This window comes from Promicromonospora sp. NPDC023987, assembly GCF_040639055.1.
Classification (GTDB): domain Bacteria; phylum Actinomycetota; class Actinomycetes; order Actinomycetales; family Cellulomonadaceae; genus Promicromonospora.
Genome location: NZ_JBEZZF010000027.1, coordinates 40,096 through 64,634, shown reverse-complemented (window position 1 = coordinate 64,634; position 24,539 = coordinate 40,096). Strand labels below are relative to the sequence as shown.

Below are 24,539 nucleotides of genomic sequence, written 5' to 3'. Positions count from 1 at the left end.
GGACGTGGGAGGAGTCCACGGTCAGGCCCTGGGCACGGTGGGCGGTGACCGCGTATCCGAGGTCGAGGTATGTCCAGGCCTGTGCCGACCTCGATGCGAACTGCCGACCTCGACGGTCATGTGAGGGTTTCCGCTATCCGCGCGATGCGGGTCAGGCGGGCCTCCCACGCGTTTCCGATGCGCTCCAGGCGCCGGCCCAGCGCCGTCAGCTCGGCACCCAGGGCTCGGTACCGGCGCTCGCGGCCCACCGTCCGCGACTCGACCAGCCCTGCCGTCTCGAGCACCGCCAGGTGCTTCGCGATCGCCTGCCGCGTGACCGGCAGGCGATCCGCCAGGACCGACGCCGTCAGGCCGGCCGCGCCGTCGTCCTGCGCGAGCGTCTCCAGCACCGTCCAGCGGGTCTCGTCCGCGAGGGCGGCGAAGGCCGCGACGGGCGAGCCTGCCGAGGCGCCCGAGCTCACCACGCGCGCGACTCGACGTACGCGACCAGCTCGTCCAGCTCGCCGTCCCAGCCCGCACGGTTGCCGTCCAGGGCGGCACGCACGGCGTCGTCGGTGTCGCCGCTGAAGCCGGTCTCGTGCACCGTGAGGTACGTGCCGTCGCCGTCGGGCCGCAGGGTGAACTCGGCCTCGGTCATGCGCCCGGGCTCGTCGGCCGACTGGCCCCAGCGATAGGCGAGCAGCCGGCCCGGCTCGGCCCGGGTGACCTCGAACACCGACCAGCCGTAGCCCTCGAAGTGCAGCCGACCCTTGGTACCGACGACGAGCGGACCGCCGTCGTCGGTCTCGCACTCGTCCCCGAACCAGCCCGCGACGTGCTCGGGCTCGGAGAGCACCCGCCAGACCGCCTCCGGTCGGGCGGCCACCCGGACGGTGCGGGTGACGGATCGTGCGTCGAGATCGACGGTCGCGCCGGGCTGCGTGGTGGTCATGGTTCCTCCGCTGGAGTGATGTGCAATGGATTGGTTGCACGTCGATCATGCACCACGGATGGGGCTCTGTGCAACCGTTGGATTGCACCGAAGCCGACGCCGCCGAGCCAGTCGGACACCCACGCCTACGGCAGCACGCCGACGGCCAGGCCGAGGGTCGCGGCGGAGACGAGCAGCGCCGTCGCGGAGGCCGGCGTCGCGAGGTCGCGGGCGGCGTCGGGCAGGACGGACTGCGGGGCGTAGAGCTGCGCGAACGCAGCGGTCCCGGCGCCGAACAGGGCGACGAGCAGACGTCGCTCGTCGAACCGTTCAGCGCCGGGACCGGTGCTCACGCGTGTTGCCGGCTCGCGCCGGTCGTCAGGCCAGCAGGGTCGGCTTCAGATCCTTGACCCGGCCGAGCAGGCCGTTCACGAAAGCCGGCGAGTCGTCCGTCGAGAGGTCGCCGGCGAGGTCGACCGCCTCGTCCAGCGCGACGGCGTCGGGCACCTCGTCGTTGAAGAGAACCTCCCAGGAGCCGATCCGCAGCAGCGCGCGGTCGACCGCGGGCATGCGCTGGAGGGTCCAGCCCTGCGAGTAGGTCTCCAGCACCTCGTCGATGCGGTCGCGGTTGGCGACCACACCCTCGACGATGTCGACCGTGTACTGCGGCACGGCCGCCTCGGTGTGCGGACGGGCCACGCGGTCGGCGAGGAGCTTCAACGGGTCGATGCCCCGCTGCTCCGCCTCGAAGAGGATGTCGGCGGCGCGCTTGCGCGCCTTGGTGCGTGCGCCCATGGTCTCTCTCTGCTCCGAAATGTCTGCTACGAAACCTGCTGGGGCTGCTGTGCGTCAGTCCGTGACGCGGCCGAGGTAGTCACCCGTACGGGTGTCCACCTTGACCCGGACGCCCTGCTCGAGGAACAGCGGGACCTGGATCTCCGCGCCCGTCTCGAGGGTCGCCGGCTTCGTGCCACCGGTAGAGCGGTCGCCCTGGAGGCCCGGCTCCGTGTACGTGATCTCGAGGACCACGGACGTCGGGAGCTCGATGTAGAGCGGCGTGCCGTCGTTCGAGGCGAGCATGACGTTCATGCCCTCAAGCATGTAGTCCTTCGCCTCGCCGACGGTCGCGGCGGGCACGTTGATCTGGTCGTACGTGTCGGTGTCCATGAAGACGAAGTCCTCGCCGTCCATGTACAGGTACTGGAAGTCGCGGCGGTCGACGTTGGCCGTCTCGACCTTGATGCCGGCGTTGAACGTCTTGTCGACGACCTTGCCGGACAGCACGTTCTTCATCTTCGTTCGGACGAACGCGCCACCCTTGCCCGGCTTGACATGCTGGAATTCGATGACCGACCAGAGGTTGCCGTCGATCCGGAGCACGGTGCCGTTCTTGATGTCGTTGGAGGTAGCCACGTTCGTCTTCCTGTGTCGGTGAAGGTGTACCCAGGGCACGCCGACGGGGAGCCGGCGGCTGGGGTGATCATGCGAAGGTGTCAAGCAGCAGCGGTCAAGTCTAACGGACGACGACAGGCACGCCTGCCTACCCCGCGCCGGTACGGACGACGACGCCGATCGCCGCGGCGACGACCATCAGGATCACGGACACCGGGTAGAACGTCAGCGCTCGCCGAATGTGGGCGTGCTTCTGCACCGAGATGTCAGCCACATTAAGCGTAGGCCTTATGTGGATAACAGTTAAGGTATATCCTTGACTGGTGTTTACCGTCATCGGCGATATCGTCGGCTCCCGCTCCCTGGAGGACCGGGCGCGGGCGCAGCAGGCGGTCGTCACCACGCTCCTTCGGGTCAGCAGCGCCATGCATCTCGCACAGCGGCTCGAGCCGACCTTCGGCGACGAGATCCAAGGAGGGTTCGAGACTGTCGCCGACGCGGCACTCGCGACCTTGTTGATCCGGCTCGAGCTCGATCGGCTAGCTCACCCGTCAGCCCCACCCGATCCCTCCGACGAGCCGGCACCCGAGCTGGTCACCATGCGTTTCGGGATCGGCAAGGGCGACGTCAGGGTGTTCGAGCTCGAGACGCAGCCGATTCGCCAGGACGGACCCGGTTGGCACGCGGCCCGCGATGCGATCGATTCGCTCGGTAAGAAGTCTGGCACGAGGTATGTCGGCCCCCCGGACGTCGAGTGGCCCCGGCCGCCGGCCGTCAATGCCTTCCTCGTTGCACGGGACGGCCTCGTCGATACACTCAACCACCGCCAACGGCGGATGCTTCTCTGCACACTCCACGGCGAGCCCCAGAAGGTCATCGCGGAGCGGGAGGGCATCTCCCCATCGGCCGTGAGCCAGGCGTTCGCGAAGGGCGTGAGCGCCATTCGCGACGCGCAGATCCTGTTCGGAAAGGCGTGATGCACGGATGGCAGTCCTCGGAGCATTCCTCGCAGCGCTGGGCGTGACGGATGCGATCCGCGACACCAGCCAAGGGCGTGTCTCCCCAGCCCGCCGTTACACCGCGCTGGCCGCCGGTCTTGTCACCCTGGGCGCCTTGCTGGCCGCCGGCGGCGTCCCGGTGGCCACCGGGCTGAGCGTTGGCGTACCGCTCGCCGTACTGCTCGCCATCTGGGCCCACGACGGCGCGATCGCACGTGCGATCGGGGAGACACCGGGCTTGGCGATCGCCTTCTCAGCCGTCAGCCTGGGCATCGTCGTCGCACTCCTCTTCGGGGATCCCGTGCACACCGCCTGGCCGAGCTGGGTTCCCGGCCCTCTGTCGGAGATTCCTGTCTCGCGCGTGATCCTCGTGGGTGGTATCGCGCTCTTCCAGGTCGCCACTGCAAACCTGCTCGTGCGACTCATCCTGGAGGCCGTCAATGTTCCCAGCAAGGAAGGTTCGGCCCGCCTGCGAAGCGGGCGTGTGCTCGGGCCGATGGAGCGACTCTTCATCGTCGGGCTCGGGCTCGCGGGCAACCTGACGGCCGCAGCGGTCGTCGTGGGCGCAAAGGGCTTGCTCCGCTTCCCCGAGCTGGCCGCGAGCGAGTCCCGGGGCTCCAGCGGGCCCCCGCCGATCATCATCCAGGCCGCAGGCGCCGAGGCCTCCGAGAAGGGCGCCGACACGGAGCTCCCCACCGCACCGGTCGACCACGGGCCCAATCCCGTCACCGAGTATTTTCTCATCGGTAGTTTCGCAAGCTGGCTCCTCGCCCTCGGTGGGCTCGGCCTGGCGATGCTCGTCTGGGAGTGAGTTAAGTCAGGAGCTGAACTGCTTAGGGCTTAAGACCGTGGCTTCTCTTGAGTCAGCTGAAGCGCGATCGCCGACAGCGCCAGCCGGTACGAGTCGAACCCGAACCCGGCCACGGTGCCCGTCGCGACTCCTGCCACCACGGAGTAGTGCCGGAACGACTCCCTGGTCGCCGGGTTGGAGAGGTGCACCTCGACGAGCTGGAGGTGCGCCGTGGCGACCTGGGCGGCGGCGTCACGCAGGGCGTAGGAGTAGTGGGTGAACGCCGCCGGGTTGAGCACGACGTGGGCACCGGCGTCGACGGCCTCGTGGAGCCAGCCGACAATCTCGGCCTCGCCGTCCGTCTGCCGCACCTCGACCTCCAGGCCGAGCTCCGCACCCCACTTCGCGGCGGCGACCTCCAGGTCTGCCATGGAGGCGTGACCGTAGATCTCGGGCTCGCGGACGCCGAGCCGGCCGAGGTTGGGTCCGTTGAGCACCAGGACACGGGGCAGTGCAGAAGCCATGGCCGCGAGCCTACTGGGCCCGGACCCCTGCCGCCGTGCACCCGTCAGAGCCTGTCGTGTCGGCCTCGGTCGCGTCCACCGACACTCACGCCAGGTCCGGGCCCAGCCCTTCGACCAGCAGCGTCCGTGGGCCCGGGCCGGCCTCGGCGAGCTCGTCGTGCGGGTTGGTCAGCGCACACCGGCGCAGCGAGAGGCACCCGCAACCGATGCAGTCGGTCAGATGGTCGCGCAGCCGCGACAGCTGCTCGATCCGCGCGTCGAGGTCGTCGTGCCACGCCTGCGAGATGCGTCGCCAGTCCTTCGCGGTGGGCGTGCGGTCGCCGGGGAGGGTGTCGAGCGCCGCACCGATGTCCGCGAGCGGGATCCCGACGCGCTGCGACACCCGGATGAACGCCACGCGGCGCAGCGTCTCGCGCCGATACCGCCGCTGGTTGCCCGACGTGCGCCGGCTCGCTATCAGCCCTTTGCGCTCGTAGAAGTGCAACGCGGACACGGACACTCCGCTCCGGGCGGCGAGATCGCCTACGGTGAGCTCGCCGCGGTCCCACGGGACGTTGGGGCTGACTGCTTCCACGTGCTGCCTCCTGCGGCTCTCGAGCGCTCCCGACGGCCGTCGCCACTCGGGACGACCGGCCGGAGCAGGTCATGGTTGACCTCAACTTTGGTTCAGGTTAAAGGATGACGGCATGGACGCCATCAGACACCACTCCTTCGGCCCACCAGAGGTACTCACCCTCGAGCAGGTCCCGGACCCCGTCCCCGGCCCGGGCCACGTGCTCGTCGACGCGGTCGCGCACGGCGTGCACCTCGTCGACACGACCGTCCGCCGCGGCGAGAGCGGCCCCCCGCTCCCCCTGCCGAGCCTCCCGACCGTGCCCGGCCGCGAGATCGCGGGCACGGTCGCCGTCGTCGGCGCCGGGGTGGACGCCTCGTGGATCGGGCGGTCGGTGGCCGCCCACCTCGGCGCCGTGCCCGACGGCGGCGGGTACGCCCGACGCGTCGTCGTCGGCGCCGACAAGCTGCACGCAATCCCCGACCGCGCCACCGGTGCTCCCCTCGACCCGGCCGACGCGATAGCCATGATCGGCACGGGCCGGATGGCGGTCTACACGCTCGACATCGCGGCGGTGACCGCCGCCGACGTCGTCGTGGTGACGGCCGCTGCCGGCGGGCTTGGCACACTTTTTGTTCAGGAGGCGCTGAGCGCCGGCGCGCGCGTCGTCGCGCTCGCGGGCGGTGAGGCCAAGCTGGAGCTCCTCCGGGAGCTGCTGCCCGACGCTCTGCGTGATACCCGGACGGACGGCGCGGCTGGCACCCGGTCGGACGCCGGCCCCAGCCATCTCACGCTCGTCGACTACACCGACCCCGAGTGGGTCGGCTCCGCACGCGCGGCCCTCGCGGGATCCCCCGCGACGCTGGTGCTCGACGGCGTGGGCGGAGACCTCGGCACGGCCGCCACCGCGCTGCTGGACCGGCGGAGCGGCACGACCGGCGAGCCTGCCGGCGGCACGGCGCAGGGCGACACGGCACCCGGCGACACCCCGCTCAGCAGCTCCGGCAACGTCAGCGACCGTGACCTCGGCAGCGGCGACGGCACCGCGCCGGCGACACCGCGGCTCGTCACGTACGGCTGGGCCTCCGGAGCACCCAACCGCTACACGTCCTGGGCGGGCGCCGACCGGATCGGGTCGACCGTCGAGGTGCGCTACGCCGTCGGGCCCGACGCTCCCCCGATGCCCGACCAGCGCCCGTACCAGGAGCGCGCGCTGGCCCGGGCGGCGTCGGGCCGGTGGCGGGTGGTGACGCACCGCGTACCGTTCGCCGACGCCGCCCGGGCCCACCGCGAGCTCGAGGAGCGCCGGACCACCGGCAAGGTGGTGCTGGTGTGACCGGGCTGACGGCCGACCCCTACGCACGGCACGCGACACGCCGTCGATGGCGTGCCGTGGGTTGGGGTCGCTACGGGCCGGCCGGTCGGCCCGGCTCCAGGGCGCTCGGCGCGCCGGCCGTCAGCGCGAGCACCACCCGGTCGAGCACCCACACCGCCGCGAGCGCCGTCCCCGTCGTCGGGGCGCCGGCCTGCCAGAGCAGGTAGCCGGCACCGCCGAAGAGCAGGGTCTCGAGCGCGACGCGGGCGGGGGGCGAGATCGTGATGTGGGCCTTGGGTGAGAGGTAGGTGGCCCAGAGGGTGATGACCGCGGCTGGGGCGAGGAGGGCGAGCAGGGTGCCCGGCCAGCCGCCGTCGGCCAGGGTCCAGCCGAGGTAGGCGGCGGTCGCGATGAGGGCGAGCTCGAGGAGGAAGCGCAGCAGGAGCGCGGTTGTTCTCACGAGCGCAGGGTACGGAGGCCGGCGGGGAGCGTACAGCGGTTTGTCGGGATGGTTCTGCCGGGACGGCTGCTGGTGTCACGTCTGGGGCTCGGGGTTCGTCAGAGGTGTATGACGCGAGAGCATGTCCATGTGGCGGAGACCGAGGGCTCACCGGGGAGCAGCGCAGGGGACGGCCGGTCCCTGCTCGATGGCCCTGCGCTGGAGCGGTTGCGTCCTCTGGCGTTCACGGTGGCCTATCGGATGCTCGGCAGCGTGGCCGAGGCGGAGGACGTGGTGCAGGAGGCGCTGACGCGGCTCTCGCAGGCGGAGGGTGTGCGCAACCCGGACGCGTTCGTGACCACTGTGACGACGCGGATCGCCATCGATGTGCTGCGTTCGGCGCGGGTGCGGCGGGAGTCGTACGTGGGTGAGTGGCTGCCGGAGCCGTTGGTCGGTCCGGTGCAGTCGAACGTGCCGGTCGCGATGGCGGCCCCGCTGGCGGACGCCGCGGCGCACGCGGAGCTGGCCGATGATCTGTCGACGGCGTTCCTCGTGCTGCTGGAGACGCTGACCCCGGCGGAGCGTGCGGCGTTCTTGCTGCACGATGTGCTGGGTTTTCCGCACGGTGAGGCGGCCGAGGTGATCGGTACGAGCGAGGTGGCGGCGCGGCAGCTGGCGTCGCGGGCCCGGCGGCGGATCGCGCGCCGGCGCGGTGCTGTCGGGAGCGGGCCGTCCGCGTCCGGGCGGTCCAGGCGGGTGCGGGCCGACGAGCTCGTGACCAGGTTCCTGGCGGCGTGCGAGGACGGTGCGGTGGACTCGTTCCTGGCGGTGCTGGCCGAGGATGTCGTGCTCACCGGTGACAGCGGCGGGAACGTGCCGCAGGGGATGTCGATCGCTCGCCCGGTCTCTGGACGGGTGCCGGTGGCCCGGCTGCTCGCTGGCTTCGTGCGCCGCGGGGGCCCGGTGCGCTTCGAGCGGGCCCTGGTCGGTGGTGAGCCGGGTCTGCTCATCATGGCGGACGAGACCATGGGTGGTGGCCTGATCGGCACCTGGGCGTTCGAGGTGTCCGACGGGAGGCTCGCGGCGATCCGGGGTGTGGTCAACCCGGAGAAGCTAGGGCACCTGGGGCCGTTGGCCGACCTGGACCGGATCCAGGCGTGGTTGCGGGGCCCCGGGCGGCGCCGGCCGGCGCGCTAGGGCGGCGCCGCCCGGACTGCCCCCGGCGGCGCTCACCCGTCGGCTACGGGGGCCTCCTGGACGAACCACATCAGGACGAGACCGAGGAGGACCACTGCGACGATGCCGAGGGTGCCCCAGATGGTCGCTCCCGTCACGGCGATGAGGATGGTCCACAGTCCGTGGGACATCCAGGACGTCGCACGGCCCGTGGTCGCGTAGAGCCCGAAGATCTCGGACTCCCTGCCCGCCGGCGTCACGCGGGCGAGGTAGGACCGGGACGCGGCCTGTGCCGGGCCGACGCACGCCGACAGGATCAGTCCGCCCACCCAGTAGACGACGGGGCCGAGGTCGCGCAGGAAAACGACCGCGAGGCCGGCGACCACGATCACGCTGAGCGTGGTGAGGATGACCGACCGCGGCCCGAAGCGGTCGTCGGCGCGTCCGACGAGGATGGTACTGATGCCGGCCACGAGGTTGGCGGCGATGCCGAAGATCACCACCTGATCGAAGCTGAACCCGAAGCTCAGCGTGCCGATGGCCGCACCGAACGCGAAGACGCCGCTGAGCCCGTCGCGGAACACTGCGCTGGCCAGCAGGAACCAGAACGTGCGCCGGGCGTTGCGCCACAGCCCTTTGATGTCCCGGTAGAGAACCCCGTAGCTGGCGAAGAACCCGACCTTGGGCCGGCCCTTGGTGGGCGGCAGCTCGGGCACGAACGCGAAGATCGGCCAGACGAACACCAGCGCCCAGAGCGCACAGCCCACCGCGATGACGCGGAAGCTGAGACCGTTGTCGGTGGGCATACCCCACCAGTCCGCGCCCGTAGCGATCACCACGAGCACCAGCACGAGGATGCCGCCGACATAACCGAGGCCCCAGCCGAGACCGGAGACCTTGCCTACGGTCTTCGGCGTGGCGACCGAGACCATCATGGCGTTGTAGTTGACGCCCGCGATCTCGCTGAGCACGCTGCCCAGGCCGATCACTATCGCACCGAACACGAAGTAAGCGGGGTCCGCCTCGACGAACCACAGCGCGAGCATGCACAGCACCATGCCGCCGGTGGCGCCGCCGAGCCACGCCTTGCGCCGGCCGGAGGCGTCGGCCCGCTGGCCCAGCACGGGGGCGAGCAGCGCGACGAGCACTCCGGCGAGGGTGGTCCACAGACCGAGACCACTGGCCAGCTCGGCGAGGCCGCGATCTCGGGCCGGGTCGCCCTCGCCGAGCGCCGCCAGCTCGGGATCCAGGAACGACTCCGTGAGCAGGTACCCCACGGTGAACACGAACGTGAGGATCACCGTGTTGAACGGCTGCGTCCCCCAGTCCCACAGCGCCCACGAGAAGATCTGGCGGCGTGGGATCCGCACGCCGTCCCGCAGCTCCAGGCCTGTCGTCGGCGGCGGCGGAGCGCTCGTCGAGCCGGAGTCCGGTGTGTCAGGTCGGTGGGGGGCGTCGGTCATGGCCGCAGTCTGCCCGCGTCGCGTGAATCATGGGTGCTGGGCCGGTCACGATCCCATACCGACCACCCGCCGACGGCGAGGTTGTGCCGCCCGATCTGCCCGGTCTCCGCGACACCCGCGAGCGCCATCGTGAGGTCGAGCTCGGCCAGGACGTGCTCGGTGACGGCGCGGACGCCGTCGGCTCCCGCGAGGGCGAGGCCGTAGACCCAGGGGCGGCCCAGGAGGACGGCGTCGGCGCCGAGGGCGAGCGCGGTGAAGACGTCGGCGCCGGTGCGGATGCCGGAGTCGAACAGGACGGGGACGGTCGCCCCGGTGCGTGGCCCGGCGCCCGGGTGCGCGCGGACGGCGTCGACGACGGGGCCCAGGGTGTCGAGGGACGCGACGGCGTTGTCGACCTGCCGTCCGCCGTGGTTGGAGACGATGATGCCGTCGGCCCCGTGGTCGAGGGCGGCGCGGGCGTCGTCGGGGTGCTGGATGCCCTTGACGAGGATGGGCAGGGTGGTGCGTTCGCGCAGCCAGGCGAGGTCGGCCCAGGTGAGGGTGGAGCGGGAGAAGACGTCGAGGAAGGTCTCGACGGCGGCGCGGGCGTAAGGCTGGGTGAGGTTGCGCAGCGTGGGGCCGGGGTGGTGGGCGGCCATGGACAGCAGGGAGTGGACGGCGGCGACGGTGGGCCGGGCGGACGTTCCAGGGGCCGACGGCGCCGCCCCGCGGGCGCGTGCCTCGACGAGCTGCTGGAACGCTGGGTCGCTCAGGTACTGGGCGATGCCCTCGGCGCGGGCGAAGGGCAGGTAGCCGAGGTCGAGGTCCATGGTGCGCCAGCCGAGCACGTGGGTGTCGAGGGTGACGACCAGCGCTTCGCAGCCGCTGGTCTCCGCGCGGGTGATGAACGACTCGACCAGGGCGTCGTCGGACGACCAGTAGAGCTGGAACCAGCGCGGGCTGCCGCCGAGCGTCGCGGCGGTGTCCTCCATGGGCGTGGATGCCTGGGAGGAGATGACGACAGGCAGGCCCAGGTCGCGGGCGGCGCGGGCGAGCACGGGCTCGGCGTTGCGTGGTGCGGCACCTCGGCCTCCGCGGGCGAGCTGGTGCTGTACGGCGAGCTCCAGCGCGCCGACGGGCGCGAACAGCAGGGGTGCCGGGAGGTCGCGTCCGAGCAGGGTGGTGGCCAGCGACCGCTCCCCCACGTCGACCATCTGCCGCGGCACGATCGGGTAGCGGCCGAACGCCTCCCGGTTGGCCGTGACGGTGCGCTGCGCCCCGGCGCCCCCGGCGACGTAGGACCAGGCGGCGCGGGTCATCCGCCGTCTGGCGGCGTCGGCGAGCGCGTCGGGGCTGGTGGGGACGACCGGCCGGTGGCCGTAGACCCCGTTGCGGTAGATCGACGACTGCACCGTTCGGCCGATATTTCGCATGCCGGACATCTTGTCACGCGCGCGTCGTCCGGCTCCGGAGGTCCCCGGGACCGGCTCGTCGTGCCGCACGACAGCACCGGACCGGGCTACGATCCACTCGTGCCCGTACCGCCCCTGCCCGAGTCGCAGCAGGTCACGCACGGCTGGCGCACCGACCGCCTGCTCGGTGAACCGTTCGAGGAGACCCCGCTGGGACCCGCGACGCTGGTGCGCTACCCGCGGCCGGCCGACGCTCCCGAGCCGCACGCCGCCGTCGTCCATGTGCACGGCTACAACGACTACTTCTTCCAGGCGCACCTGGCCCGCGCGTTCGCGGCGGCCGGCTACGCGTTCTACGCCGTCGACCTGCGGGCGGCAGGACGGTCGCTGCAGCCCGACCAGATCCCGCACTTCGTGATGGACCTACGCGAGCAGGCCACCGACATCGCGGCCGCCGCCCGGACGGTGCGCGTCCTGGAGCCGGGGCTGCCGCTCGTCGTGCACGCGCACTCCACGGGCGGGCTCACCGGAGCGCTGTGGGCGCACGCCCACCGCAACGCCGCGGGGGCCGACGCCGGGCCTGACGTGCTGGTGCTCGACTCGCCGTTCCTGGACCTGCAGGCACCGCACTGGAAACGCACCTTCGGGACGCGGGTGCTGGACACCGTCGGTCATCTCGCGGCGACCGCCGTCGTCAGCGACGGCCCGTCCCGGTACGCGGAGCACCTGCTCGCCGCGAACGGCGGGCGCTGGACGTTCGACACCACGCTCAAGCGGCCCGAGGGCGTGCCGAGCCGTGTCGGCTGGTTCGTCGCCGTGCGGCGCGGGCAGGCGCGGGTCGCCGCGGGGCTGGACATCGCGTGTCCCGTGCTGCTCGCCCGGTCCGGCTCGTCCGGTCCCGACACGCTCGACAACCCGCTGCTCGACGCGCAGGACACCGTGCTCGACGTGCGGCAGATGGCCGCGCTCGTGCCGTGCCTCGGCCACGACGTCACCGAGCTCGTCGTCCCGGGCGGCGTCCACGACCTGACGCTGTCGGCCGACGGACCGCGCGAGGCCTATCTCGACGGCATGTTGGAATGGACGAGCACCCGGGTGGGCGCCGCCGTCGGTGCCCGCGACGCGACGTAGTACCGATGAGCAGACCAGGACGCAGCACCGAGACATGAGGGACAGCCAGTGACCTATTTCGAGGGGCCGTTCCAAGCCCTCGCCCATCGCGGGTTCGCACACGCTTCGGCCGGCACCGAGGGGCTGGAGAACTCGTTGGCGGCGTTCGGCGCCGCCGTCGACCTCGGCTACCGGTACGTCGAGACGGACGCGCACGGCACGTCCGACGGCGTGGCCGTCGCCCTGCACGACGAGTCGCTCGACCGCACCACCGACGGCACGGGCCTCGTCGCCGAGCTGCCCTGGTCCGAGGTCCGCGAGGCCCGCATCGCCGGCCGGGAGCCCGTCCCGCTCCTCGAGGACCTGCTGGCCGGCTGGCCAGGGCTGCGGGTCAACATCGACGTCAAGCACGTCTCCGGTGTTGGGGCCGTGGCCAGGGCGATCGAGCGGACGGCGTCCTGGGACCGCGTGTGCGTCACCTCCTTCGAAGCCGTCCTGCGCCGCGGGACGGTCGACCGGCTGTCCCGACCCGTCGCGACGTCGGCCGGGCGCGCCGCGGTCAGGACGTTCCTCGCCGGGGTACGGCTCCACGCACGGCCCTTGGCCCGCCGCGCCCTGCACGACGTCGACGCGCTGCAGGTCCCGGTGCGCGAGAAGTCCGTCACGGTGGTCGACGCCGCGTCGATCGAGGCCGCGCACGCGCTCGGCAAGAAGATGCACGTCTGGACCATCAACGACCCGGACGAGATGGACGTGCTCATCGACCAGGGCGTCGACGGCCTGGTCACCGACCGTGCCGACCTGCTCAAGGACCTCCTGGTCGAGCGGGGCCTCTGGGAGTAGCTGCGCGCTCGGGGGTGACCGCGCTGCAGTGCCGGCCGTCACTCACAGCCCACGCCGTCACCGTCCCGGTCCAGGTGCGAGCCGTAACCAGGGTCCCCGCTATACACGGGCGCGGCGCCGGCAGCCCGCGCCGCGTCACAGTTGTCGTAGTACTCCGTGCCGCCCGTGTCCGCGGCGCCGTCGTCCGAGGATCCCCCGCCCCCGGCTCCGGCGAGGGCTGCGGCCTCGGCCGCCTCCACCGCCGCCTCGCGTTCATCGACCTCCGACTCCCTCGTCCCGACCTCGTTCTCGGCGGTCTTGACCGCCTCCTCACGGCCCGTCACCTTGTCCTCCTTCTGGGCGACGGCGGACTCCCTGGCCTTGAGGTCCTTCGCGTCCTCCGCGAGCTCGGCCTGGTCGGTCTCGAGCGTCTTCTGAGCACCAGTGAGCGTCTTGATCTCGGACCGGGCCGCCGCAGCCGCGGACTCGGCGTCGGTCACGGCAGCGGACGCCGACGCCTCGGCCGCCTCGATCTCCGCACCGCCCTGGTCCCCGCCCCCGACACCGATGCCGACACCGACGAGGAGGACGACGAGGAGGGCGACCACGCCCGTCACGACCGTGCCGAGGACCCGCAGCGGCTTGCGGCGGTCCGGTCTCCCCGCCGCCTCGTCAGGGACGTCGACGACGACGGCGTCACTGCCGATCATCGCCGTGTCCGGTACGTCGACCCAGAGCTGCCATCCCGGGGGCATCCTTCCCGGGTCCGGCTTCCACGACGCGTCGGGGTTCCAGTCGATGGGCGGAGCGGGCCAACCGGGTGGGAGGTTGTAGACCTTGCGCACGTGGGCTACCTCTCGGTCGGCGCACGAACGGGCCGTGCGCTGGTTCCCCCTGTCCACGGACCGTAAGCCTCATCCGCCGCTACAGCGCTCAAAAGGGGACAAGATCACCCTCGACGTGCCGCGTTCAGGTGGTTGCGCACGGGTGGAGGGCCCGTCGAGAATGAGGTGGTGAGCAGTCCAGACGGCAACACCGACGACCCTGGACAGCGCACGTCGCGACGCGGCCGGCGCACCGTGCTGCTCGCCGCCGTGACGGTCGCTGTCGGTGTCGCCTCGGCGGGCGTCGTGTTCGCCGCCACGGCGCACGACTCCGCGCCCCTGCTGCCGTTCGCGACGCCCTCGCTGTCGTTGGCACCGCCGCTGGTCCCGGACGGCACCGTCCCGACCGAACGCATCCTGGTCCCGGACATCGAAGAACGCCTGGGCCCGGAAGAGCTTCAGTACGCCCCGGTCGATGCCGCGACGTCCGACTGGATCGCCAACCTCCAGACCGCGGTGCGGGACGACCCGGACTTCGGCACCGTCGCGATCTCCGAGGACCGCGCCACCGTCACGATCACGTGGTTCGGCGACCCGAGCGCCATCCTTCAGGACCAGATCGACGCCGCCCCCGCGAAGCTGCGCGTCGTCGTCCAGGCTGCGGCGTTCCGCCCCGCGGTGCTGCAGGAGCTCGTGCGGGAGGCGATGCGGCCCGGGCTGGTACCCGACATCCGGGTCACGACCGGCGGCGCCGAGAACGACGGTTCAGGTCTCCGGCTCACCATCGAGGAGCTGCCCGCCGGGCAGTCCCTCGACGACGTCGGCCACGACATCGCCACCGCACTCGGCCGCACCGACGTACCGATCTCCGTCGAGGTCAGCGGGCCGGTCATGCCCATCTCCGGCGTCGGCTGACGAGCCCGCGCCCCTCAGCCCAGCGTGAGCGTGACCGGCGTGCCCGGGCCCTTGGCCGGGGGCTCCTTGGAGACCTCCGCGTAGGCGGCGGCCAGGAGCGTCGGGTCGGGGCCCTCCAGGCGGACCGGCTTGGCCACGTCGTCCAGCACCACGAACCGCAGCAGGTCGCCGCGCGTCTTCTTGTCGCGGCGCATGGCCGCGAGCAGCTGGTCCCAGCGGTCGCCCCGGTAGTGCACCGGTAGCCCGAGCGAGGACAGCAGTGCCCGGTGCCGGTCGGCGACGTCGTCGGACAGCTTGCCGGCCATCCGGGCGAGCTCCGCCGCGAAGACCATGCCGACGCTCACCGCGGCGCCGTGGCGCCACTGGTAGCGCTCGGCCAGCTCGATCGCGTGACCCAGCGTGTGCCCGTAGTTGAGGATCTCGCGCAGGCCGGCCTCCTTGAGGTCCTCGCCGACCACCTGGGCCTTGACCCGGACGGAACGCTCGACGAGCTCGGCCACGACGGCCCAGGTCTCGTCGGACGCGTCAGCGCCCGCCCAGCCCCGCAGGTCGTCGACGTGCGCCTCGACCAGGTCCAGGATGACCGGGTCTGCGATGAAGCCGGTCTTGACGACCTCCGCGAGGCCCGCCACGAGGTCCCACTTGTCGAGTGAGCCGAGCGCCGCCAGGTCGCACAGCACCCCGGCCGGCGGGTGGAACGCGCCCACGAGGTTCTTGCCCTCGGACGTGTTGATGCCCGTCTTGCCGCCGACCGCGGCGTCGACCATCGCGAGCAGCGTGGTCGGCACGTGCACCACGCGGATCCCGCGCAGCCAGGTGGCGGCCACGAATCCCGCCAGGTCGGTGGTCGCTCCTCCGCCGACGCCGACGACCGCGTCCGAGCGCGTGAAGTCGAGCTGACCCAGCAGACCCCACAGGAAGGCCGCGACCTGGGGCGTCTTGGCCTCCTCGGCGTCGGGGACCTCGGCCACGAACGCCTCGTAGCCGCCGGCCTTCAGGTCCTCGGCGATCGTGTCGGCGGTCGCGGACAGCGCGGCCGGGTGGATCACCATGACCTTGCGGGCCGCGCCCACCAGCGACGGCAGCTCACCCAGCAGGTGCCGGCCGATGACGACGTCGTAGGGGGCGTCTCCGCGCACGGTGATCCGTGTGGGGGCGCTGTCGGTGCTCACGTGGTGCTCTCCTTGATCTTGGGGTCCACCAGCTCGCCGGCCGGCGCAGCGAGGCCCAGGGCCTCGATGATCTCGGCCGCCACCCGCTCGCCGGGCCGCTCGCTCGACACGATGGTCAGGGTCGCGAGCCGCTCATAGGTGGGCCGCCGCTGCGTCATCAGCTTCTGCCACTGCGCGCGCGGGTTGCCCAGCAGCAGCGGCCGCGCCTGGTTCATGCCGACGCGCTGAGCGGCGATCGCGAGCGGCACGTCCAGGAAGACGACGTGGCCACCGTCAGCCGCGTACCTCTCGAGCGCGTCCTGCGTCACCGGGTTCATGATCGCGCCGCCACCGAGGGACAGCACGCCGTCGTGCTCGGCGAGTGCCGCCAGCACCGCGTCGCGTTCGAGCTCGCGGAACCGGGGCTCGCCGTCGTCCACGAAGATCTCGCTGACGGGCTTGCCCGCGGCCGCCTCGATGTCCGCGTCGGTGTCCCGGACGGTGACGCCGAGGCCTGCCGCGAGGATGCGACCCACCTTCGACTTGCCGGACCCGGGCGGTCCGATCATCACCGCGACGGGCCCGCTCACTGCAGCAGCTCCGGGATCGCGGCGACGTACGCGTCAAGGTTGCGGCGGACCTCGGCGACCGAGTCACCGCCGAACTTCTCGACCGCGGCCTCGGCCAGCGTGAGCGCGACCATCGCCTCGGCGACGACGGCGGCCGGCGGCACCGCGCACACGTCGGACCGCTGATGGTGCGCCACGACGGGCTCACCCGTGGCGACGTCCACGGTCGGCAGGGCGCGCGGCACCGTCGAGATCGGCTTCATCGCGGCGCGCACGCGCACGATCTCACCGTTCGACATGCCGCCCTCGATGCCACCGGCGCGGTTGGTCGTGCGGCGGATCCTGCCCGGGCCGACCACGGTGCCCTCCCCGCCGCCGTCGCGCACGATCTCGTCGTGCGCGGCCGTGCCGCGCCGACGCGCGGTGCGGAAGCCGTCGCCGACCTCGACGCCCTTGATCGCCTGGATGCCCATCAGAGCGGCGGCGAGGCGCGCGTCGAGCCTGCGATCACCCTGCACGTAGGTACCCAGGCCGGACGGCACGCCGTAGGCGAGGACCTCGACGACCCCACCGAGGGTGTCGCCGTCCTTCTTGGCCAGGTCGATCTCCTCGACCATGAGCTTCGAGGACGCGGCGTCGAAGCAGCGCACCGGATCGGCGTCGAGCGCGGCGACGTCGTCGGGGGTCGGCAGCGCGGCGTCGTCGGGCGCCTCGGCCTCGCCGATGGCGACCACGTGCGACACCAGGCGGATGCCGAGGGCCTGCTCCAGGAACTTCGCGGCTGCGACGCCGAGGGCCACACGGGCCGCCGTCTCACGTGCCGAGGCCCGCTCCAGCACGGGCCGGGCGTCCGCGAAGCCGTACTTGCGCATGCCCACCAGGTCGGCGTGCCCGGGGCGGGGGCGCGTCAGCGGCCGGTTGCGGGCCACCTCGCGCTCGTCACCGGTCCCCGCGTCGACCAGGAGCGCCTCGGGCGGCACCGGGTCGGCCGACATCACGTCGGTCCACTTGGGCCACTCCGTGTTGGCGATCTCGATCGCGAGCGGACCGCCCTGCGTGATCCCGTGGCGCAGACCGCCGAGGACCCGCACCTGGTCCTGCTCGAACTTCATGCGCGCACCCCGGCCGTAACCGAGGCGGCGGCGGGCGAGCGCACCCTGTATGTCCTCCGTCGTCAGCTCCACCCCAGCGGGCAGACCTTCCATCACCCCTACCAGGGCAGGACCGTGCGACTCACCCGATGTCAACCAACGCAGCATGCCGCGATTGTTTCACGCGGGTGACCCACCCGGCGCCCGCTGTCCACAGACCGTCGGACCCATGCCGTCAGACCCCGCGGGTATCGGCTCAGCCGAGCGCCGCTCGCAGCGCCTCGTCCATCGCACCCAGCGGCGCCGGGCGTCCCGTCATCAGCCGCACCTGCTCGGCGGCCTGGTGCAGCAGCATGCGTTCCCCGCCCACTGCGTCGGCCCCCAGGGCCGCCCACGCGGACTGCAGCACGGTGGGCCTCGGGTCGTAGACGACGTCGAGCAGCACGCCGCGGGGCTTCTCCCCCGAGCCTGTCGACAGGCCGGTCAGCAAGGGCGCCCACACGTCGGCCGCGTACTTCGGCGTCGTGGAGACGACGGCGTCCGCGGTAGCCAGGGCCGACGTCGTCGCGCGCTCGTCGAACACCTCGAACGACGGGCTCACGCCCATCCTCGCCACGGCCTCGCGCAGCGGCCCGATCCGGTCCAGGGACCGGACGAAGACCCGCGGCGAGGCACAGCCGAGCTCAGCGACCGCCGCGAGGGCCGACGCCGCGGTGGCTCCCCCGCCCAGGATCACGGCGTCCGTCACCCGGCGGGTGCCGAGGCCCTCACGCAGCGCCGCGACGATGCCGTGCACGTCGGTGTTGGTGCCCATCGTGGTCACCCCGCCACGGCCCGCGCCGCCCGCCACGGAGAACAGCACGGTGTTCACGGCGCCCACCGCCTCGGCGAGGGGCTCCACGTGGTCCAGCAGCCCGATGATCGCGTGCTTGAGGGGCATGGTCAGGCTCAGGCCCGCCCAGTGCTCGTCCAGGCCCCGCAGGAACCCGGGCAGGGTGTCCTCCGTGACGTCGTGGACGCCGTACTCCCAGCCGTCCAGCCCCAGCGCCCGGTAGGCCGCCGTGTGCAGCACCGGGGACAGGGAGTGGGCGACGGGGTGGCCGAGCACGGCGGCCCGGCGGATTGTCGTGGTGCGCATGATCAGTAGCCGTTCTCCGCTGCCCAGGTCTGGTACTCGTCCTTGAAGGCCAGGAACTCGTCGTAGCTGTCCGTGAACTTCGTCTCCTGGGAGTCCAGGTTGACCGTCACGTACCACACCCATGGCCCTTCCGGCGGGTTCAGGACGGCCTCGACCGACTCCCTGCCCGGCGCCCCGATGGCGGTCGGCGGAAGGCCGGCGACCACGCGCGAGGCATAGGGGAACGACTCGTCCTGGAACTCCTCCGTCGTGATCTCGTGCGAGGGCTTCTTGCGCCCGTAGGAGTCGATGGCGTCCAGACCCAGCGGCTCGTCGGCCGCGAGGCGGTTCTCGATCACCCGGGCGACCTCGCCCCGGTACTCGTCCGGTGCCTCACGCTCGACCAGCGACGCCTTGATGATGACCTCGTTGCGCTCGTCAGCAGGCACCTTCAGCTGGTCCAGCTCCGCGACGGTCTCCGCGACCGCCTGCCGCAGCACGTCGACCGCGCTCATCGTGTCGGGCGTGGCGTCATAGGTGCTGGCGGCCAGCCACCCCTCGAGCTCTCCCCCGGCCTCCTTCGGCAGGCCGAGGGCCTCGGGGTCGGCGATGGCTGCCTTGACCTCCTCCTCGGCCCAGCCCGCCTCGACCATCGTCTGCTGGATCTGCTCGACCGTGTGGCCCTCGACGATCGTCAGGCCGCTCCGGTCCACCTCGTTCTGCGCCAGGAGCTCGACGGCGGACGCCGCGCTCATCCGGAGCCGCATCTCGCGGGTGCCCGGCTGGATCGCCGCGGCGTCCGGGTTGGAGCCGAAGGCGTGCGCGAAAGCCTCGGCGCTGGCGACCACGTCCTGCTCGGCGAGCTCCACGCCGATCGTGTAGCCGTTGCCCGAGGGAACCTCGACCGTGACCGGCTCGCCGCCCGTGCCCTCGTAGTCGGCAGGGGCCAGCGGCGTGCGGAGGCCGAAGAGGTAGCCGTCGTTCTTCACGGTCCACGCGCCGAGCGCGCCGAGAAGCACCAGGACGACCACCGCCGCGATGATCAGCGGGCGACGTGACCGCTTCGACCGCCTGTTCGACCGCCTGTCGCGCCGGCTGGTGTGCACGTCCCGATGATCCCCTCGTCCGCCGCGAGAACCGCTGGCGTGCCGCGGTGGCCCCTGATAATTCACTCCGGGCAGCGCCTCGGTCACGCTCGCTCCATCCTCTGCACTGCCTGGATCTCTGGTCGATCCACGCCTGGTCACCGACCGGGCGCGCGACACCGCGATCGCATGTCACGATCGCATCACAGCCCGGGTGCCGCGAACGCTACCCCGATCGGAGCATTCCCGGCCAACTCCCGGGATTCACCGTCCTGAACCGTCGGGAACCCGTCCGACCTGCGAATTCACCCGTTCTCGTCCTGCCACGCGCGCAGCTCCTGGACGTTCCGCTGGTGCTCCTCGAAGTCCTCGGCGAACTTCGTCTCGCCGGTGTCGAGGTTGACCGTGACCCAGAACTTCCAGGCGCCCGGCGCCGGGTTCAGGACCGCGTCGATCGACACCTCACCAGGGTTCGCGATGGGGCCCGGCGGCAGGCCCGTGTGCTCGTAGGTGTTGTACCGGTTCTTCGCGTCGTTGAGGTCGTCCCGCGTCAGCTCGGTACCGGGCTTGTCGGCTCCGTACGCGACCGACGCGTCGATCTCGAGGAACGTGTCGTCCTCGAGCCGGTTCTCGATCGCGCGCGCGATCTTGGGCTTGTCCTCGGCGTGCAGGCCCTCGCGCTCCACGAGCGACGCCTTGGTCAGCACCGCCTGCCAGTCAGAGGCGGGGACGTCCTTCTTCCCGAGCATGTCGGTGGTCCGGTCGACCATCCGCGACAGCAGGGTCACGGCGGTTTCGTCCGGCTTCAGCATGTAGGTGTCGGGGTACAGCCAGCCCTCGACCTCACCGTCGGCCTCCTTCGGCAGCCCGATCTCGGCAGGATCCTTCAGCGCGGCCTCGAAGTCCTCCGCAGGCAGGCCCGTGACCTGGACGGCCCGCTCCACGATCTGGTCGGCTGTGTAGCCCTCGGGGAGCGTGAGCCGGAGGTCCACGGTGTCGTTCTTCACGAGGAGGGCCACGGCGTCCTGCGCCGGCATCTCCTCGAGCATGGTGTGGGTGCCCGGCCGGATCAGCACCGAGTCGGAGTTGGCCTCGAACGCCTTCGTGAACGCGGACACGCTCGCGACGACCCCGGCCTCGTAGAGCGACTCGCCCATGGCGGTGCCCGTGGCACCCTCGGGGATCTCGACGTCGACCGGGTCGCCGCCGGGGCCCGCGAAGTCCTTGGACTCGAGCGGGTTCGTCAGTCCGGTGAGGGATTCGAGGTTCGTCCACACCGCGTAGCCCGAACCGCCGACCAGGACGAGGGCCACCAGCAGCACGACGACGGAGCGCCCGTTCCGGCTGCGCCGGCGTCGGCGCTGGGCTCGCCTGCTGGATCTCGGTTCAGGGAAAGGGGGATCTGCCTGGCTACGCGGGGGCGCCGTGAAGAGGTCCGTCACCGGAGACTCACTGTCCTTCGTTGGGGGGGCCGCTGGGTCGGTCGTGCGTGTCGCGCACGGTCCGCGCCTCGACGAGCTCGCCGGCGCGCTCCCCCTTCGCCCGCTCCGCGTCGAGTGCAGATTGCAGAATGATAACGGCTGCGGCCTGATCAATCACGGACCTGTGCCGCTTACTTTTCCGGCCCGCCGCGTGGAGGGCCTGATGGGCCGAGACGGTGGTCATCCGCTCGTCCACGAGACGAACCTCCGCGACCTCGCCCGCCGCCGCCAGAGCGGCGACCAGGCGGGCCGCGAAGGCCCGTGCGTCCGCCGTCGCGGCGCCCTCCTTGCCCGACAGGTGCCGGGGCAGGCCCACGTAGACGACGGCGGCGAAGCGCTCCTGCGTCTCGGCGACGATCCGGGCCACGTCCGCGGTGGCCCCCCGGCCGTCACGCACGCGCGGGACCGTCTCCACGGGTGTCGCGACCAGGCCGTCGGGGTCGCTGGCGGCCAGCCCGATCCGGGCCATGCCGACATCGACCCCGAGCCGGGCCCCGCGAGGGAGGCCGGGCTGGGTCTCGACGGGCTCGACCACCGGGGGCACGGGCTCGACCGGTGCCACCGGCGTCAGGCGCCGACGGCGGCCAGGCGCACGCTCTCGGCGATGCCCGCCAGCGCCTCGCCCAGCTTGGCCGGGTCGGTGCCGCCGCCCTGCGCCAGGTCCGGCTTGCCGCCGCCACCGCCACCGAGCGTCTGGGCCGCGGCGCGGACCAGGTCGCCGGCCTTGTAGCCGGCGTCACGCGCGGCGGCGTTGGTCACGACCACCACGACCGGCCGGCCGCCCGACACGCCGCCGGCGGCGGCCACGACGGGCTCGGCCTCGCCGAGGCGGCCGCGGACGTCGAGCACGAGGGCGCGGAGGTCGTCGGCCTGGGCCTCCCCGGCGTCGTGCGCCACGACGCGGACGTCACCGACCCTGGGTGCCTCGGCGGCGAGCCTGCCCGCTGCGGCCAGCAGCTGACCCTGCCGCAGCCCGGCGAGCTCCTTCTCGGCCTCCTTGAGCCGGGAGACGAGCGAGCCCACGCGGTCGGGAAGCTCCTCGGCGCGCGTGTTGAGCAGCCCGGTGAGCTGGCCCACCAGCGCGTGCTCCTTGGCCTGGAAGCCGTAGGCGCCGTCGCCGACGAGGGCGTCGACCCGACGCACGCCGGAGCCGATCGACGCCTCGCCGAGCAGCGTCACGCGGCCGAGCTGACCGGTCTGTTGGACGTGCGTGCCCGCGCACAGCTCGCGCGACCAGTCGTCACCGATCGAGACCACGCGCACGACGTCGCCGTACTTCTCGCCGAACAGCGCCATGGCGCCGGCCTCGCGGGCCTCGGCGATGGGCATGAGCTGGTCGGTCACCTCGAGGTTGTCGGCGAGGCGCACGTTCACACGCTCCTCGATCTCCGACAGGGCCGACGCCGGCACGGCCGACGGCGAGCGGAAGTCGAACCGGATGCGGCTCGGGGCGTTCTCGGAGCCGGCCTGCGTACGGTCAGGGCCCACCAGCTCGTGCAGCGCCTTGTGGATCATGTGCGTGGCCGAGTGGGCACGGCTGATGGCCTTGCGCCGCGCGGTGTCGATCTGCGCGGTACCCGGGTCGCCCAGTGCCACGGTCCCCTCGATCAGCCGGCCGCGATGCACGCTCAGCCCCTTGACCGGGCGCTGCACGTCGTCGACCTCGATGGTCGCGCCGGCGTCGAGCACGATGGTGCCGTGGTCGGCGAGCTGACCACCGGCCTCCGCGTAGAACGGGGTGCGGTCAAGGATGACCTCGATCTCGGCCGGGGCCGTGACCGCCGGGGCGGGCACGCCTCCGCTGAGCAGGCCGGTCACGCGCACGGAGGCGTCGGTCCGGGTGTAGCCGAGGAACTCGACCGGGGCCGTCAGCTCCTTCTGCAGGGCCTCGTAGGCGGCGACGTCGGCCCCGCCGGTGCGCTTGGCGAGGGCATCGGCACGGGCGCGGGAACGCTGCTCCTGCATGAGCGCGCGGAAGGCGTGCTCGTCGACCTGCACGCCCTGCTCGGCGGCCATCTCGAGGGTGAGGTCGATCGGGAAGCCGTAGGTGTCGTGGAGCTGGAAGGCGGCCTCGCCCGGCAGCACCAGGCCCCGGTCACCCGTGCCGCCCTGGTCGGCGGCGCGCCGCTTCAGGTTCGTCACCGCGTTGTCCAGGATCGTGGTGCCGGAGACCAGCGTGCGCCGGAAGGCCTCCTCCTCGGCGTAGGCCACGGCGGAGATCTGGTCGAAGTGCGCGGCGAGCTCGGGGTAGGACGGCGCCATGGCGTCCTTCGAGACCGGCAGGAGCGACGGCAGGGCGAGCCCGTCCACGCCGAGCAGGCGCATCGCGCGCACGGAGCGGCGCAGCAGCCGGCGCAGCACGTAGCCGCGGCCCTCGTTGGAGGGGCGCACGCCGTCGCCGATGATCATCAGCGAGGAGCGGACGTGGTCGGCGACGACGCGCATGCGCACGTCGTCCTCGCGGTTCTCGCCGTACTTCTTCCCGCTGAGCCGCTCGGCGGCCTCGATGACGGGGAAGACCTCGTCGATCTCGTACATGTTGTCCTTGCCCTGCAGCAGGAAGGCAACACGCTCGAGACCCATGCCGGTGTCGATGTTCTTGTTCTCGAGCTCCCCGAGGATCCGGAACTCCTCCTTGGACTTCACCTCGTCGATCTCGTACTGCATGAACACGAGGTTCCAGATCTCGACGAAGCGGTCACCGCCCTCGTCGATCAGCGGGCCGCCGTCCGGGCCGTAGGCGGCGCCCCGGTCGTAGAAGATCTCCGAGCACGGGCCGGCCGGGCCGGGCTGGCCGGTGGACCAGTAGTTGTCCTTCTTGCCGAGCCCCTGGATGCGCTCGTCGGGCAGGCCGACGATGTCCTTCCAGAGCTGCCGGGCCTCGTCGTCCTCGTGGTAGACGGTGACCCACAGCCGGTCCGGGTCGATGCCCAGCCTGCCGTCGTCGAGCGAGCCGGTCAGGAAGTCCCAGGCCATGCGGATGGCGTCGGCCTTGAAGTAGTCGCCGAACGAGAAGTTGCCGTTCATCTGGAAGAACGTGCCGTGGCGCGTCGTCTTGCCCACGTCCTCGATGTCGAGCGTGCGCACGCACTTCTGCACGCTCGTGGCGCGCTTCCACGGCGGCGTCTGCTGCGCCGTCATGTACGGGATGAACGGCACCATGCCCGCGATGGTGAACAGCGTCGACGGGTCAGGGGAGATCAGCGACGCAGACGGCACCACCGCGTGACCCTGAGCTTCGAAGTAGTCGAGCCAACGCTTGCGGATCTCGGCGGTGCGCATGAGGTCAGTGATCCTTCTTCTCGGTCGTACGGGAACGGGGCGCGAGACACGTAAGGCTCCTTACGTGGCGCAGGTCCTATTCTGCCGCTCCAGGAGGGGCAGACGGAAACTGAAAGGTGCAGCTGAACGCTCTGGGCAGGC

The 24,539-nt window shown here is 71.9% G+C and carries 27 protein-coding genes; 7 read left to right on the top strand and 20 right to left on the bottom strand.

Annotated elements, in window-relative coordinates; all coding sequences use genetic code 11:
- Window positions 1-116: 116 nt before the first annotated feature.
- From AB0F40_RS14145 to AB0F40_RS14120, 6 genes are all read right to left on the bottom strand, one after another.
- Window positions 117-464, bottom strand: a complete 348-nt coding sequence (locus AB0F40_RS14145; RefSeq protein ID WP_357468237.1) for a metalloregulator ArsR/SmtB family transcription factor — start codon at window positions 462-464, stop codon at window positions 117-119.
- Complete coding sequence (locus tag AB0F40_RS14140; RefSeq protein ID WP_357468234.1) at window positions 458-931, bottom strand: SRPBCC domain-containing protein; 474 nt, start codon at window positions 929-931, stop codon at window positions 458-460. Before AB0F40_RS14140 ends, AB0F40_RS14145 begins: the two co-directional genes overlap by 7 nt.
- Before the next feature lie 125 nt (window positions 932-1,056).
- Window positions 1,057-1,263, bottom strand: coding sequence for a hypothetical protein (locus AB0F40_RS14135; RefSeq protein WP_357468231.1), 207 nt, complete (start codon window positions 1,261-1,263; stop codon window positions 1,057-1,059).
- Between the two features lie 25 nt (window positions 1,264-1,288).
- On the bottom strand, window positions 1,289-1,705 hold the full coding sequence (gene nusB, locus AB0F40_RS14130) for a transcription antitermination factor NusB (RefSeq protein WP_357468229.1): 417 nt from the start codon (window positions 1,703-1,705) through the stop codon (window positions 1,289-1,291).
- Between the two features lie 54 nt (window positions 1,706-1,759).
- Window positions 1,760-2,323: an elongation factor P gene (gene efp, locus AB0F40_RS14125; RefSeq protein WP_357468226.1), complete on the bottom strand. Its 564-nt coding sequence runs from the start codon at window positions 2,321-2,323 to the stop codon at window positions 1,760-1,762.
- Between the two features lie 127 nt (window positions 2,324-2,450).
- Complete coding sequence (locus AB0F40_RS14120; protein ID WP_357468223.1) at window positions 2,451-2,576, bottom strand: hypothetical protein; 126 nt, start codon at window positions 2,574-2,576, stop codon at window positions 2,451-2,453.
- A 49-nt stretch (window positions 2,577-2,625) separates the two neighbouring features.
- Here AB0F40_RS14120 and AB0F40_RS14115 point away from each other — a divergent pair, with 49 nt between their 5' ends.
- Together AB0F40_RS14115 and AB0F40_RS14110 are read left to right on the top strand one after the other, a co-directional pair.
- Window positions 2,626-3,279: a hypothetical protein gene (locus tag AB0F40_RS14115; protein WP_357468220.1), complete on the top strand. Its 654-nt coding sequence runs from the start codon at window positions 2,626-2,628 to the stop codon at window positions 3,277-3,279.
- Window positions 3,280-3,286: 7 nt separating this feature from the next.
- Complete coding sequence (locus tag AB0F40_RS14110) at window positions 3,287-4,111, top strand: hypothetical protein (protein WP_357468218.1); 825 nt, start codon at window positions 3,287-3,289, stop codon at window positions 4,109-4,111.
- Window positions 4,112-4,140: 29 nt separating this feature from the next.
- Here AB0F40_RS14110 and AB0F40_RS14105 read toward each other — a convergent pair whose 3' ends face one another.
- Together AB0F40_RS14105 and soxR are read right to left on the bottom strand one after the other, a co-directional pair.
- Window positions 4,141-4,614, bottom strand: coding sequence for a type II 3-dehydroquinate dehydratase (locus AB0F40_RS14105; protein ID WP_357468216.1), 474 nt, complete (start codon window positions 4,612-4,614; stop codon window positions 4,141-4,143).
- A gap of 85 nt (window positions 4,615-4,699) precedes the next feature.
- The gene (gene soxR, locus AB0F40_RS14100) at window positions 4,700-5,188 is read right to left on the bottom strand and encodes a redox-sensitive transcriptional activator SoxR (RefSeq protein WP_357468214.1); all 489 of its coding nucleotides are present in this window, start codon (window positions 5,186-5,188) and stop codon (window positions 4,700-4,702) included.
- 112 nt (window positions 5,189-5,300) lie between these two features.
- On the opposite strand from soxR, the gene AB0F40_RS14095 reads away from it, so the two are divergent.
- Window positions 5,301-6,503 carry a zinc-binding dehydrogenase gene (locus AB0F40_RS14095; protein ID WP_357468212.1) on the top strand — a complete coding sequence of 401 codons (1,203 nt, stop codon included), beginning with the start codon at window positions 5,301-5,303 and terminating at the stop codon, window positions 6,501-6,503.
- Between the two features lie 70 nt (window positions 6,504-6,573).
- Here AB0F40_RS14095 and AB0F40_RS14090 read toward each other — a convergent pair whose 3' ends face one another.
- Window positions 6,574-6,942 carry a YrdB family protein gene (locus AB0F40_RS14090; RefSeq protein ID WP_357468210.1) on the bottom strand — a complete coding sequence of 123 codons (369 nt, stop codon included), beginning with the start codon at window positions 6,940-6,942 and terminating at the stop codon, window positions 6,574-6,576.
- A gap of 129 nt (window positions 6,943-7,071) precedes the next feature.
- On the opposite strand from AB0F40_RS14090, the gene AB0F40_RS14085 reads away from it, so the two are divergent.
- Window positions 7,072-8,118, top strand: coding sequence for a sigma-70 family RNA polymerase sigma factor (locus AB0F40_RS14085; protein WP_357468208.1), 1,047 nt, complete (start codon window positions 7,072-7,074; stop codon window positions 8,116-8,118).
- Window positions 8,119-8,150: 32 nt separating this feature from the next.
- Here AB0F40_RS14085 and AB0F40_RS14080 read toward each other — a convergent pair whose 3' ends face one another.
- Both AB0F40_RS14080 and AB0F40_RS14075 read right to left on the bottom strand, forming a co-directional pair.
- Window positions 8,151-9,560: an MFS transporter gene (locus AB0F40_RS14080; RefSeq protein WP_357468206.1), complete on the bottom strand. Its 1,410-nt coding sequence runs from the start codon at window positions 9,558-9,560 to the stop codon at window positions 8,151-8,153.
- On the bottom strand, window positions 9,557-10,972 hold the full coding sequence (locus AB0F40_RS14075; protein ID WP_357468204.1) for an alpha-hydroxy-acid oxidizing protein: 1,416 nt from the start codon (window positions 10,970-10,972) through the stop codon (window positions 9,557-9,559). The genes AB0F40_RS14080 and AB0F40_RS14075 overlap by 4 nt, the downstream gene beginning before the upstream one ends.
- Window positions 10,973-11,071: 99 nt before the next feature.
- On the opposite strand from AB0F40_RS14075, the gene AB0F40_RS14070 reads away from it, so the two are divergent.
- Both AB0F40_RS14070 and AB0F40_RS14065 read left to right on the top strand, forming a co-directional pair.
- Entirely contained in the window at window positions 11,072-12,082 is a 1,011-nt protein-coding gene (locus AB0F40_RS14070; RefSeq protein ID WP_357468201.1) for an alpha/beta fold hydrolase, read from the top strand.
- A gap of 48 nt (window positions 12,083-12,130) precedes the next feature.
- Window positions 12,131-12,904 carry a glycerophosphodiester phosphodiesterase gene (locus tag AB0F40_RS14065; protein ID WP_357468198.1) on the top strand — a complete coding sequence of 258 codons (774 nt, stop codon included), beginning with the start codon at window positions 12,131-12,133 and terminating at the stop codon, window positions 12,902-12,904.
- A 38-nt stretch (window positions 12,905-12,942) separates the two neighbouring features.
- Here the strand turns inward: AB0F40_RS14065 and AB0F40_RS14060 are convergent, their stop codons facing one another.
- Window positions 12,943-13,728 (bottom strand): excalibur calcium-binding domain-containing protein, encoded by a 786-nt coding sequence (locus AB0F40_RS14060; RefSeq protein WP_357468195.1) that lies wholly within the window; start codon window positions 13,726-13,728, stop codon window positions 12,943-12,945.
- A gap of 168 nt (window positions 13,729-13,896) precedes the next feature.
- On the opposite strand from AB0F40_RS14060, the gene AB0F40_RS14055 reads away from it, so the two are divergent.
- Entirely contained in the window at window positions 13,897-14,622 is a 726-nt protein-coding gene (locus AB0F40_RS14055) for a hypothetical protein (RefSeq protein ID WP_357468192.1), read from the top strand.
- 14 nt (window positions 14,623-14,636) lie between these two features.
- Here AB0F40_RS14055 and aroB read toward each other — a convergent pair whose 3' ends face one another.
- The 8 genes from aroB to alaS form a co-directional block, all read right to left on the bottom strand.
- Window positions 14,637-15,794, bottom strand: coding sequence for a 3-dehydroquinate synthase (aroB, locus tag AB0F40_RS14050; RefSeq protein WP_357468189.1), 1,158 nt, complete (start codon window positions 15,792-15,794; stop codon window positions 14,637-14,639).
- Window positions 15,791-16,342 (bottom strand): shikimate kinase, encoded by a 552-nt coding sequence (locus AB0F40_RS14045; protein ID WP_357468243.1) that lies wholly within the window; start codon window positions 16,340-16,342, stop codon window positions 15,791-15,793. The genes aroB and AB0F40_RS14045 overlap by 4 nt, the downstream gene beginning before the upstream one ends.
- A gap of 17 nt (window positions 16,343-16,359) precedes the next feature.
- Window positions 16,360-17,601, bottom strand: a complete 1,242-nt coding sequence (gene aroC / locus AB0F40_RS14040; protein WP_357468186.1) for a chorismate synthase — start codon at window positions 17,599-17,601, stop codon at window positions 16,360-16,362.
- Window positions 17,602-17,689: 88 nt separating this feature from the next.
- Window positions 17,690-18,571: a shikimate dehydrogenase gene (locus tag AB0F40_RS14035; RefSeq protein ID WP_357468183.1), complete on the bottom strand. Its 882-nt coding sequence runs from the start codon at window positions 18,569-18,571 to the stop codon at window positions 17,690-17,692.
- Between the two features lie 2 nt (window positions 18,572-18,573).
- Window positions 18,574-19,656 carry an endolytic transglycosylase MltG gene (locus AB0F40_RS14030; protein ID WP_357468180.1) on the bottom strand — a complete coding sequence of 361 codons (1,083 nt, stop codon included), beginning with the start codon at window positions 19,654-19,656 and terminating at the stop codon, window positions 18,574-18,576.
- 284 nt (window positions 19,657-19,940) lie between these two features.
- Complete coding sequence (mltG, locus tag AB0F40_RS14025) at window positions 19,941-20,948, bottom strand: endolytic transglycosylase MltG (protein ID WP_357468177.1); 1,008 nt, start codon at window positions 20,946-20,948, stop codon at window positions 19,941-19,943.
- Between the two features lie 136 nt (window positions 20,949-21,084).
- Window positions 21,085-21,678 (bottom strand): Holliday junction resolvase RuvX, encoded by a 594-nt coding sequence (ruvX, locus tag AB0F40_RS14020; protein WP_357468174.1) that lies wholly within the window; start codon window positions 21,676-21,678, stop codon window positions 21,085-21,087.
- Window positions 21,679-21,683: 5 nt separating this feature from the next.
- On the bottom strand, window positions 21,684-24,398 hold the full coding sequence (alaS, locus tag AB0F40_RS14015) for an alanine--tRNA ligase (RefSeq protein ID WP_357468171.1): 2,715 nt from the start codon (window positions 24,396-24,398) through the stop codon (window positions 21,684-21,686).
- Window positions 24,399-24,539 lie beyond the last annotated feature (141 nt).

Excerpts from the sequence above, each read along its gene's own strand:
- AB0F40_RS14110 (WP_357468218.1), top strand. The coding sequence starts at position 3,287 with ATGGCAGTCCTCGGAGCATTCCTCGCAGCGCTGGGCGTGACGGATGCG.
- AB0F40_RS14080 (WP_357468206.1), bottom strand. The coding sequence starts at position 9,560 with ATGACCGACGCCCCCCACCGACCTGACACACCGGACTCCGGCTCGACG.
- AB0F40_RS14035 (WP_357468183.1), bottom strand. The coding sequence starts at position 18,571 with ATGCGCACCACGACAATCCGCCGGGCCGCCGTGCTCGGCCACCCCGTC.
- AB0F40_RS14045 (WP_357468243.1), bottom strand. The coding sequence starts at position 16,342 with ATGATCGGACCGCCCGGGTCCGGCAAGTCGAAGGTGGGTCGCATCCTC.
- AB0F40_RS14075 (WP_357468204.1), bottom strand. The coding sequence starts at position 10,972 with ATGCGAAATATCGGCCGAACGGTGCAGTCGTCGATCTACCGCAACGGG.
- alaS (WP_357468171.1), bottom strand. The coding sequence starts at position 24,398 with ATGCGCACCGCCGAGATCCGCAAGCGTTGGCTCGACTACTTCGAAGCT.
- nusB (WP_357468229.1), bottom strand. The coding sequence starts at position 1,705 with ATGGGCGCACGCACCAAGGCGCGCAAGCGCGCCGCCGACATCCTCTTC.
- AB0F40_RS14140 (WP_357468234.1), bottom strand. The coding sequence starts at position 931 with ATGACCACCACGCAGCCCGGCGCGACCGTCGATCTCGACGCACGATCC.
- AB0F40_RS14095 (WP_357468212.1), top strand. The coding sequence starts at position 5,301 with ATGGACGCCATCAGACACCACTCCTTCGGCCCACCAGAGGTACTCACC.
- aroC (WP_357468186.1), bottom strand. The coding sequence starts at position 17,601 with ATGCTGCGTTGGTTGACATCGGGTGAGTCGCACGGTCCTGCCCTGGTA.
- AB0F40_RS14105 (WP_357468216.1), bottom strand. The coding sequence starts at position 4,614 with ATGGCTTCTGCACTGCCCCGTGTCCTGGTGCTCAACGGACCCAACCTC.